The following is a 9,539-nucleotide window of genomic DNA, read 5'->3' on the forward strand; positions in this document are numbered from 1 at the left end:
ATAGACTTTCTCGTCTCTATACAGCACTATCCCGCGTCACTTGTTTATGTAAAAACCATGACCTCAGTCACATTTCCATGAAAAAAGGGCTATCCTTGTGGACATCCCCCTTTATGTAATATCATTTTTTACAGCAAATATCGCTAACTGCGTACGATCCCGAAGCTCTAATTTATGCAATATCTGTGTAATATGGTTTTTTACCGTACCGATCGATAAATATAATTCATCTGCGATTTCTTTATTTGTCTTTCCTTCGCCTACTAATCTTGTAATATCCAATTCCCTTGCGGACAAAGGCAAATCGAGCTTTTTCTCCACCCTATGTAATAATCGTGGCATTACCTTTGCCACAACCTCTTCATGTATCGGAAGTCCTCCTTGAAAGCAGCTATAAACAGCATGGATCAATGTTTGTTGATCAGATGTTTTTAGTAAAAAGGCATTGGCACCATATTTTAACGCCTGGATTGCATATTCATCATCATTAAAGGTCGTGAGGATTAAAATCTTCACATTAGGCCAGCGTTCCTTAATCTTTCTTGTCGCATCAAGGCCATTCATAACCGGCATCCGGATGTCCATTAGCACTACATCAATCACATGGGCCTCCATCTTTTTGATTGCTTCTTCCCCGTTTTTAGCCTCAGCTACTACCCGTATTTGCCCGTCCTGTTGGAGCATAAGCTTCAAGCCCTGCCTTACAATCGACTGGTCTTCTACAATCAACACATTCCACATGTAGGCTCCCTCCCTTACATTTTCTCTAACGGAATCATTCCTTTAATCACAAACTGTTCATCCGTTTGATAGACTGCTAATGTTCCGCCTAATTCCTCAACACGCTTTCGCATGTTTGAAAGCCCAAAACCCTCTTGATATGGCTCCTTCTTATGAATTCGATTTTTAACGAGAAACTCCATATTCCCGTCTGCCGTTTTTCCAAGTGCCACCTGTACCTCACGCGAATGAGCATGGCGCATTGCATTTGTAAGTCCTTCCTGGATGACTCGATAAAGCACTACACTTTGTTGATTTGTGAGCCGTTCTGAGAGGATTCCTTGCTTTGTTGTAAACTGAACCATGATATGACTTTCAGCCTCTAGCTTCTTAATCAGCTGTAAAATCGTTGCAATTCCTTCATGCTCCCTGTCCTTTAAGGTTCGGACTGCAAAACGGGTTTCATCTAAGCTTTCCTTCGCCAATTCCTTTAACTCATTGTAATGTTCAGGACCTTGCTTAATCGAAAGAATCTCCAACTGCATAAGTAGTGCCGTAAGCTTATGCCCAACCGAATCATGAATGTCCCTCGCAATCTTTGTCCTTTCCTGATAGCGTGCTTCCTCCTCTGTCACAAGTGCCACCCTTTTTAGCTTTCGATACTCCACAAGCAATTCTTCGTAAAGATTTCGCTGTTCCTCCCGCTTTGTCCAGAGCTCATTAACCTGAAGGGCAAGAAGGTAGAATAAGAGTATATAAACATACACCCAAATTTTAATTTCCATCAAAAAAAATACGCCAAATAGACAAACCGCCGTTATCGCCAAAAGTCCTTTAAACGGTTTACTTCCTAACTGATTTGCTGCCAATAACACAAAATACAATAATAATATAAAGGTAAATGGATTCCCTTCTTCAACCACTCCATGTACTAGTAAGAGTCCTGTTATACCCCCATATAAATAAACCGGGTTAGGCGTGATTTTTAGAAAAAAATAAAGAGTAAGGACTGCTGCACAAATCATAATTGAATACGCAGTTGGGACCGACTTTTCGGAGATAAAAAACAAACCCCAGAGCACCATTAAACCTGCCGTTTGTAAAACAAAAGTTTTCATACCATCCCCACTTTCATCCTAGTTTCAAATTACTAGAAAATTATGGTTACGGCAAGTGTTTTTCCTAGGAAAGCCCTAGGCTCCCGATGAGACATTCTTGACGGTGCCGGAAACAGGGGCCAATTCTGACTCAACAACACCATTTTATGTTACAAACTGAACAAATAAGAAGCCGGATTAAAACCGCAAACAAAAAAGCCCATCTGATAAAAAATCAAATGAGCTTCTTCCTTACACAGATGCAAGCTTGGTTGGAATCTTTGGATCTGTATCATACAAATCGAATTGTTCTCCTACCACATACCCCTTGCTTTCTAGGGTTTGCTTGACCGACATACGTGCTAATTCTTTTAGATTATTATCCTTACTTAAATGCGCCAAATAGATTCGTTTCGTGCGGTCTCCGATGACATCGGACATCGCAAGGGCTGCATCCTCATTCGAAACATGCCCGACATCACTTAAAATACGTCGCTTAATGCTCCATGGATAATGACCCATCTGAAGCATCGACACATCATGGTTGCTTTCAAATACATACGCATCAGCATTTTCAATTGTACCCTTCATTCGGTCACTGACATAGCCTGTATCTGTAATTACAACAACCTTTTTCCCCTCATGATGGAATACATAAAACATCGGTTCAGCCGCGTCATGAGAGACACCGAACGATTCAACATCCAGATTTCCAAATGTCTTTACCGTTCCCATTTGAAAAATGAACTTCTGCTCTGTTGGGATTTCTCCAATATTGCGCTCCATTGCCTTCCATGTCTTTTCATTCGCATAGATGGGAAGCTTGTACTTTCTTGCGAGAACACCAAGCCCCTTGATATGGTCACTATGCTCATGTGTCACAAGGATCCCTGAAAGATGCTTAATCTCTTTGTTGATTTCTTTAAATAAAAGTTCAAGTTGTTTACCACTTAACCCGGCATCTACAAGCAAGGAATGCTTGTCTGTCCCAACATAGAACGCATTTCCCGTGCTCCCGCTAGCAAGCACACTAAAATGCAACCCCATAGTCCTTCACTCCGTCTTATAAATTTGCCCTTCAATGGCATTTACGTAAATATCAGTCTCATCATCAATAACAACATGCCACGTCGGTGCCAATAGCTGTGATTCCGAATTTGGAACAAGTGGGTAATACCCAATTTCAACCTTTGTCACATGACTGCCCGATTTTAAATGGTTATTTTTTAAAAGGTTTCCTAAAGTCTCCATTGGCGTAATTAACTTTTCCACCTCATGCTCTTCAAACTTTGGAATTAATGTTTGCTCATACGATATGGCTTCTTGGTCATCATTCACATATAAATAAATGACCCCACTTATATTTAAAGACTGACCAAAGACTTTGTAATTATTATGTTGTTGGACTAACACAATAGTCCCTGTCTCTTCATCTACACTCCAAACCGTATATTTCTCACCATCTAGCAAATGGTCTTTCGCAAATTGCTGAATTTTCACTTGGTCTGTTAGCGATATTTTAATAGGATCGTCAAATACACTCTTTAACACCCCAGCCGTTTCAAGGTTCACCTCTTGATTTTTAAGACTTTTAACATCGTCCTCTGCAAAAATCTTAACCTTTCCACTGATATAGCTTAATTCCTTCGGCTCCTTTGGTAAGGCTACATACTTAATATCTTCATTTGCTAGATTCTCTTCAATACTTGATTCCGCAATAAAATCAAGTTGGCTGCTATCCCTTTTTTGAACAAGCTGATACCCTAAAAAGATGTTGAGAATCAGGAAGGTAACGATAAACACAGACTTGGTTTTACTCCAATCCATCTTCATGCCCCCCTATATCCTCATCTTTAAACTTGACCTTCGACCAAGTTCCATTATACCTGTAATACCAAACCGGTTGAAGTGAAACAAACTGGGAATTATCTTCTGTCAATCTCATCTCATAAGCAACCGTCACACTATCAAGAAGTTCGGGATTAAAATTCTGCTTAGAAGTGATTGCCTCCATTACCTCTTCTCCATTTTTAAGTTCCGTTGGGCTTGGGTTCCAATCAATTTTTAGACTTATTGATGGATGGATATATGTCACAATCTCATTGTTTTCCCATTGCTGTGTGATATCAGCTAGCCTGTTTCCGCTAAAGACCGGAATGTTTCTGACAAATAATTTAAACACAGTCGTTTGGCTCTCTTTATTCCAGCTAAAAAAGCGGTAGTCATCTGTCCAGCCCACATGTTCATTGACAAAATCGATGCTTGTTTGAATTAAGTCTGTCGTATTGGTCTGATTTCCGGTCATTCTCGTCGGATTAATAAATTCAATATAATTCTGATTGTCATAGACTCTAAGGAGTCTCGTACCATCCGTATGAACCTCACCTGTTGTGAGTCTGTCCCTTTTAACAAGATCTGGGTCTGTAAATAAACGATCAATAAAGGTATTAGTATCTATCACATCTATCATCAAATAGTCCAAACGATTTATATCCGTGGTATCCTTCGGCAAATAAACCGAATTTGTCTCTGTAAGTTTATATTCAATCTGTTCAGGATATCTCGTCGCTGTTGTATAGAAGCTTCTTTTAAAATCGCTAGTTAACCTACTATCAATCCGGCCTTCATACACCAAGTTGTCGCCTGTCGACACAAAATACACAATTCCTTGGCCACGGTCCTCTGAATTGACATCAATAACAAATCGATCAAATGAAATTAGAGAATGCTCTTTATCATTAATATTGATGAGTGTTTTATAAAGCTGCAAAGGAAATGGGTCTGGGAAAAAGACTTCAACATGTCCATTTCGACTCAAAAAGTCTGCTAAGCCATCCTCTTGCACTGTATGTGTAATATTTTGAACATCATGAATCTCCCAAGGCCTAATCTCTTTCATCACTCGATTCAGGTCGATCTCATTAAAAGTTCCAAAATGTTGACCTTCGTAATGATAGAGAATTTTACTTGGTTTAATGATTTGTGACGTATCCTTAAAGATATTTTCCGTTACTTCCTCCACTAAATCATCCGTAGCTTCTATGTCCTTGTATTGGGGCTGATAGGTCCACAAAGTCCATGTCAGAACAATGCTTGAAAGCACCAAGATGATTAATATGGCTGTTTTAATTGATTCATACTTCATCCCAATCATCCTCTAGCCCCTCTTGATTTCCATCGGTTGGTAGAGTAAAGAATACGGTTGTTCCAACCCCTTCTTTACTTTCAGCCCAAATCCTACCTCCATGGGCAACGACCATTTCCTTGGCGATCGCTAGCCCTAACCCGGTTCCCCCTAACTTACGTGTCCGTGCTTTATCTACCCGATAAAAACGGTCAAAAATACGATTAATATTCTCATTAGGGATCCCAACACCCTGATCAGATACACTTATCACAATCTCGTCATTTGCATCAATCACTTGGAAGGTGACTGTACCTCCCTCTGGCGAATATTTCAATGCGTTTGAAATGATATTATCAAGTACCTGAGTAATCTTGTCCTGATCCATTTCAAGATAAACTGGCTTCTCCAGTAAATTTCGGACGAATGACACATGTTGCTCCTTTGTCATTTCAAAACGGTCAATAATTCTATGAAAGTATTTTGTAAAATTGATTAAGTCCTTTGAAAATTGGTAGTCTTTGCTATCAAGTTTTGATAGCTTCAGTAAGTCATTCACGAGCCGAATCATTCGCTCTGTCTCGGTCTGTGTGACATTTAAAAATTGTGGGGCAATCTTTTCGTCCTTCCAAGCACCCTCTTCTAATGCTTCTAGATAGCTCCGCATTGTTGTTAATGGTGTTCTTAGTTCATGCGAAACATTCGCTACGAACTCTCTTCGTTCACTTTCAAGCTTCTCTTGCTCGGTTACATCATATAAAACAGCAATTAACCCATTAATAAAACCTGATTCCTTCTTAATAACTGAAAAGCTTACCTTAATAATGTATTGCTTTTTATGGGTACTAAAATCAAGTATTTCTGTATCAATATCATGAACAAGCTGCTCAAACGTATATTGTTCGTCCAATCCTAAAATAGATACAATAGATTGATTCAGAACTGTTTCACGTGAAACATCTAGCATATTGACTGCAGGCGTATTAATTAAAATGATTCGACCTTTTTTGTCAGTGGCAATGACCCCATCTGTCATATGTGCCAATACTGAAGATAGCTTCCGTCGTTCTCCTTCTGTTGTTGCCTGTGCATCCTGAATTTTATTGGATAAATTGTTAAAGGTCATGGCAAGTTGGCCAATCTCGTCATGGCCAAAAACCTTTACTTTCTTTGAATAATTACCTTTTCCCAATTCCACAACATGCTTCCTCATAGCAGAGATCGGTCTCGTAATGGTTTGTGCAACAAAAATTCCAAGAATTGCGGTAATCGCCATTGCAATCCCTGTCCCTGTTACGAAAATATCATTGATTTCTTTTATGTCATCATAAACATTTTCCATCCTAGCGATTAAATAAATAGCGCCAATGATATCTCCATTCGAAAGAATCGGTGTTGATGATTCATATACGCGATCATATCCTTTTCGACGTACATCATCTGGATTGCCACCAAGTAATAATGTACGTTTGACCAAATCTACATTTGACTTTCGTCCAACAATGCTTTGGTTGTACGGATCTGAACTTCCGATTACACGGCTTTTATTATTGATAACCTGGATTTCCTGTATGTCCTCTGACTCATAGTCTCGTAAGATGCTGCGGATATCCTTTTCTAAAGTAGAGGGATCTTCTCTCTCCTTCACGATTTCCTGCTCCATGCTAAATGCTAGCATATTGACGCGTTCATTTAACGATACTTTAAAGTTTTCTACTAATCGCAGCTCTAATTTCCCAATAAAATATACACCGATAATTTGCATCGCAATTAAGATGAGGAGCAAATAAATGAGTGCAAATTTCATGTGAATGGATTGAAAAAAACCTAGCCTTTTCATGTTTTTGATTTACTCCTGATCTGGGTTTCGTAAATAATAGCCCACTCCACGTCTTGTTACGATCCAAGTTGGATGACTTGGGCTGTCTTCAATTTTTTCACGCAAACGACGAACCGTTACGTCTACTGTTCTAACATCTCCAAAATAATCATATCCCCATACAGTTTGTAATAAATGCTCTCTTGTCATGACTTGACCTAAGTGCTTCGCTAAATAATGTAAGAGCTCAAACTCGCGGTGCGTTAATTCAATCGTTTCACCACGTTTACTTACGACATATGCATCAGGATGGATGACAAGTGAACCTACTGTAATTTCACTAGTTGTATCCTGGCTAGCTGCCTCGGAAATTTGTTGATGTCTACGCAGGTTTGCCTTTACACGTGCAAGTAGTTCTCTTGTGCTAAATGGCTTTGTTACATAGTCATCCGCGCCAAGCTCAAGTCCTAATACTTTATCAATTTCAGAATCCTTGGCGGTCAACATGACGATTGGCATATCATGTTTTTTTCGTACCTCACGACATACCTCCATGCCATCCTTATGAGGCAGCATGATGTCGAGAAGAATAAGGTCTGGGTTTATTTCTTCCACCTTTTCTAATGCCTCATTCCCATCATAGGCACATACTACCTTATATCCTTCTTTTTCAAGATTAAATTGTAATATATCTGCAATTGGTTTCTCATCATCTACTACAAGAATTACTTTTTCCATTTATCTTTTCTCCTTCACATTGAAATAAATGCTCCTATTATATAGTTCGAATTGTTCCTTTTATTTTGCTCCTTTATCTTTAACTTTAGCAGAAAAAGGGAGGTATATCATCAGTAAGTGTGAAAAAATCAGTGATATAGGACGTTTGTCCTTTCCTTTTTCCCTGTTATCATTCTTTATACTTATGAAAAAACCTTCAGCATCATGCTGAAGGTTTTGAATCTAAATTTTATAGATAATCTAATGGGTTTTTCAGAGCTCCATTTATATATAACTCGAAATGTAAGTGAGTTCCTGTTGAGTTACCCGTTGACCCCATTACACCGATTTGTTGACCTTTCGTTACAGTTTGTCCAACACTTACATTAAGTGAAGACATATGTGCATAAATTGTTTTCATTCCATTGTTATGGTTAATCACAATTTTATTACCGAAGCTTCCATCGTATCCAGCTTCAACAACTGTTCCGTTGTCGGCTGCCTTAATCGCATAATTGCTCGGCCTTGCAATATCAATACCTTTATGAAGCTTTCCCCATCTATAACCAACATGACTAGAGATATAACCTCCACCTGCTGGCCATGCAAGCTGTCCAGATCCTCGAGATGGAACAACCTTTGTTCCTTTTTCGATAATCTCAGTTACTGGTTCTTTGATGATGGCTTCATTAAGCTTATTCGTTTCTGTTGTCACGCCATTGATCGTTTTATATTCAAAGTGAACAGTCTTTTCACCATCTTGACCTTCTTGGGTTACTTTTCTGTCACCTTTAAACATATTTGAGTTTTCATTAACTGTTGTTTCAAACTTAATTGTTTCTTTTTTGCTTTGCTCCATTTTCACAACAACTGTTAAATATGGCTTATAAGCTGTTACATTTAACTCTTGTCCAATTTGAAGCAATGAATCTGCTGTAATTCCTGAGTTCAATGCAACTAGCTCTGCAGTTTTTAAATCATGATCTACTGCGATAGAACCTAGCACATCCCCTTCTTTAACCTGATACTTTTTCTCTTCTAAAGTTCCCTTTTGAAGCAAAGTAACAGTATCAGCAGGGCTATGAACTTCTTCTGGTGAAATTTTTTCATCTGAAATTGAAACTTTTTCTACGAATGAAACGTCTAATAAACGAGATTGTCCTTCAGCTAATGCTGGTAGAGGCTCTTCTGAGTTTGCTCTAGCTTCTAGCTCCTTTAGTTGATCTTCGTTAACATATTGTAATTTTAGTTGTTTAAGAGCTTCATTTGCATCTTCCTCATTCTTAAGGTATGCAACTGGCTCTCCATCAACTGTAATAGCCTTAGCTTCTGCTGCAACTTCAAGCTCAGCTTCTAGCTTCTTAGTAGCTGTTGCATTATTAAATGTCGGAAGAAAAGCTTGTTCTTCAACAACTGATATATTATCTGCGACTAAGGATAGTCCTTGATACTGATCCTTTAAAGAGCCTACCTTTTGATTAATTACTTTTTCAACGACAGTTTTGGAATCAACTGTTCCGACTCTTTGGCCATCTATGTATACGTGGTACACAGTTTGGATTTTAGTATCAGCTGATACAGTTCCAAATACTAGTGTTGAAAGTGCTACAGATGTAATAGCAACTCGTTTAAACAAAGTCATGTATGTTCTTGGTGCTTTTTCTTTTTTATTTTGGTTTGACACGTTCTTTCCTCCTTGAACAAAGGTTGCTTGTCCGAAATACTCGTTCCTCTCACCCTGTGAGTTGAAAAGCGTTGTCTTACAAAATACGCCAAGACGTATTCGATAGTTCGACAAATCTCTCTATTTTATACTTTACTAATTTACCATAGAATTTGAAAAATAGTATAATAGTTTCCAATATGTAATATAATTGTAGTATTACTGTAAATTTTTTACACAAAATTGTGGTATTTTGACAATTTAGTGAGCCTTTATTCTTATAAAATTGCGCATATTATAAGAGTTCCTGTCGATTTCCCACATCCAAAGACATCTTTTTAAAATGTAACATTTGGCATAGAAAAAAGGACGTATCAATATGAACTATGACCCGAATAA

The 9,539-nt window shown here is 38.4% G+C and carries 8 protein-coding genes; all 8 read right to left on the reverse strand.

Features of this window, described 5'->3' with window-relative positions:
• Positions 1 to 111: 111 nt before the first annotated feature.
• Positions 112 to 741 carry a response regulator transcription factor gene (locus V7097_RS23860; protein WP_335706131.1) on the reverse strand — a complete coding sequence of 210 codons (630 nt, stop codon included), beginning with the start codon at positions 739 to 741 and terminating at the stop codon, positions 112 to 114.
• A gap of 14 nt (positions 742 to 755) precedes the next feature.
• Positions 756 to 1,838: a sensor histidine kinase gene (locus V7097_RS23865; protein ID WP_335706132.1), complete on the reverse strand. Its 1,083-nt coding sequence runs from the start codon at positions 1,836 to 1,838 to the stop codon at positions 756 to 758.
• Positions 1,839 to 2,069: 231 nt separating this feature from the next.
• Positions 2,070 to 2,864, reverse strand: a complete 795-nt coding sequence (locus tag V7097_RS23870) for an MBL fold metallo-hydrolase (protein ID WP_335706133.1) — start codon at positions 2,862 to 2,864, stop codon at positions 2,070 to 2,072.
• A 6-nt stretch (positions 2,865 to 2,870) separates the two neighbouring features.
• Positions 2,871 to 3,644, reverse strand: a complete 774-nt coding sequence (locus V7097_RS23875; protein ID WP_335706134.1) for a two-component system regulatory protein YycI — start codon at positions 3,642 to 3,644, stop codon at positions 2,871 to 2,873.
• Positions 3,631 to 4,971, reverse strand: a complete 1,341-nt coding sequence (locus V7097_RS23880; protein ID WP_335706135.1) for a YycH family regulatory protein — start codon at positions 4,969 to 4,971, stop codon at positions 3,631 to 3,633. Before V7097_RS23880 ends, V7097_RS23875 begins: the two co-directional genes overlap by 14 nt.
• Entirely contained in the window at positions 4,952 to 6,781 is a 1,830-nt protein-coding gene (gene walK / locus V7097_RS23885; protein WP_335706136.1) for a cell wall metabolism sensor histidine kinase WalK, read from the reverse strand. Before walK ends, V7097_RS23880 begins: the two co-directional genes overlap by 20 nt.
• Before the next feature lie 9 nt (positions 6,782 to 6,790).
• On the reverse strand, positions 6,791 to 7,498 hold the full coding sequence (gene yycF / locus V7097_RS23890) for a response regulator YycF (protein WP_335706137.1): 708 nt from the start codon (positions 7,496 to 7,498) through the stop codon (positions 6,791 to 6,793).
• 229 nt (positions 7,499 to 7,727) lie between these two features.
• Positions 7,728 to 9,161, reverse strand: a complete 1,434-nt coding sequence (locus tag V7097_RS23895; protein WP_335706138.1) for a M23 family metallopeptidase — start codon at positions 9,159 to 9,161, stop codon at positions 7,728 to 7,730.
• Positions 9,162 to 9,539: the final 378 nt, after the last annotated feature.

Origin of the sequence: Bacillus sp. JJ1562 (assembly GCF_036962705.1) — a bacterium.
Taxonomy (GTDB): Bacteria; Bacillota; Bacilli; order Bacillales; family Bacillaceae_L; genus Ferdinandcohnia.

What these genes read in the sequence shown, in the direction of transcription:
- V7097_RS23865 (WP_335706132.1), bottom strand. Translation starts at nt 1,838, where the DNA reads ATGAAAACTTTTGTTTTACAAACGGCAGGTTTAATGGTGCTCTGGGGT.
- V7097_RS23880 (WP_335706135.1), bottom strand. Translation starts at nt 4,971, where the DNA reads ATGATTGGGATGAAGTATGAATCAATTAAAACAGCCATATTAATCATC.
- walK (WP_335706136.1), bottom strand. Translation starts at nt 6,781, where the DNA reads ATGAAAAGGCTAGGTTTTTTTCAATCCATTCACATGAAATTTGCACTC.
- yycF (WP_335706137.1), bottom strand. Translation starts at nt 7,498, where the DNA reads ATGGAAAAAGTAATTCTTGTAGTAGATGATGAGAAACCAATTGCAGAT.
- V7097_RS23860 (WP_335706131.1), bottom strand. Translation starts at nt 741, where the DNA reads ATGTGGAATGTGTTGATTGTAGAAGACCAGTCGATTGTAAGGCAGGGC.
- V7097_RS23870 (WP_335706133.1), bottom strand. Translation starts at nt 2,864, where the DNA reads ATGGGGTTGCATTTTAGTGTGCTTGCTAGCGGGAGCACGGGAAATGCG.
- V7097_RS23875 (WP_335706134.1), bottom strand. Translation starts at nt 3,644, where the DNA reads ATGGATTGGAGTAAAACCAAGTCTGTGTTTATCGTTACCTTCCTGATT.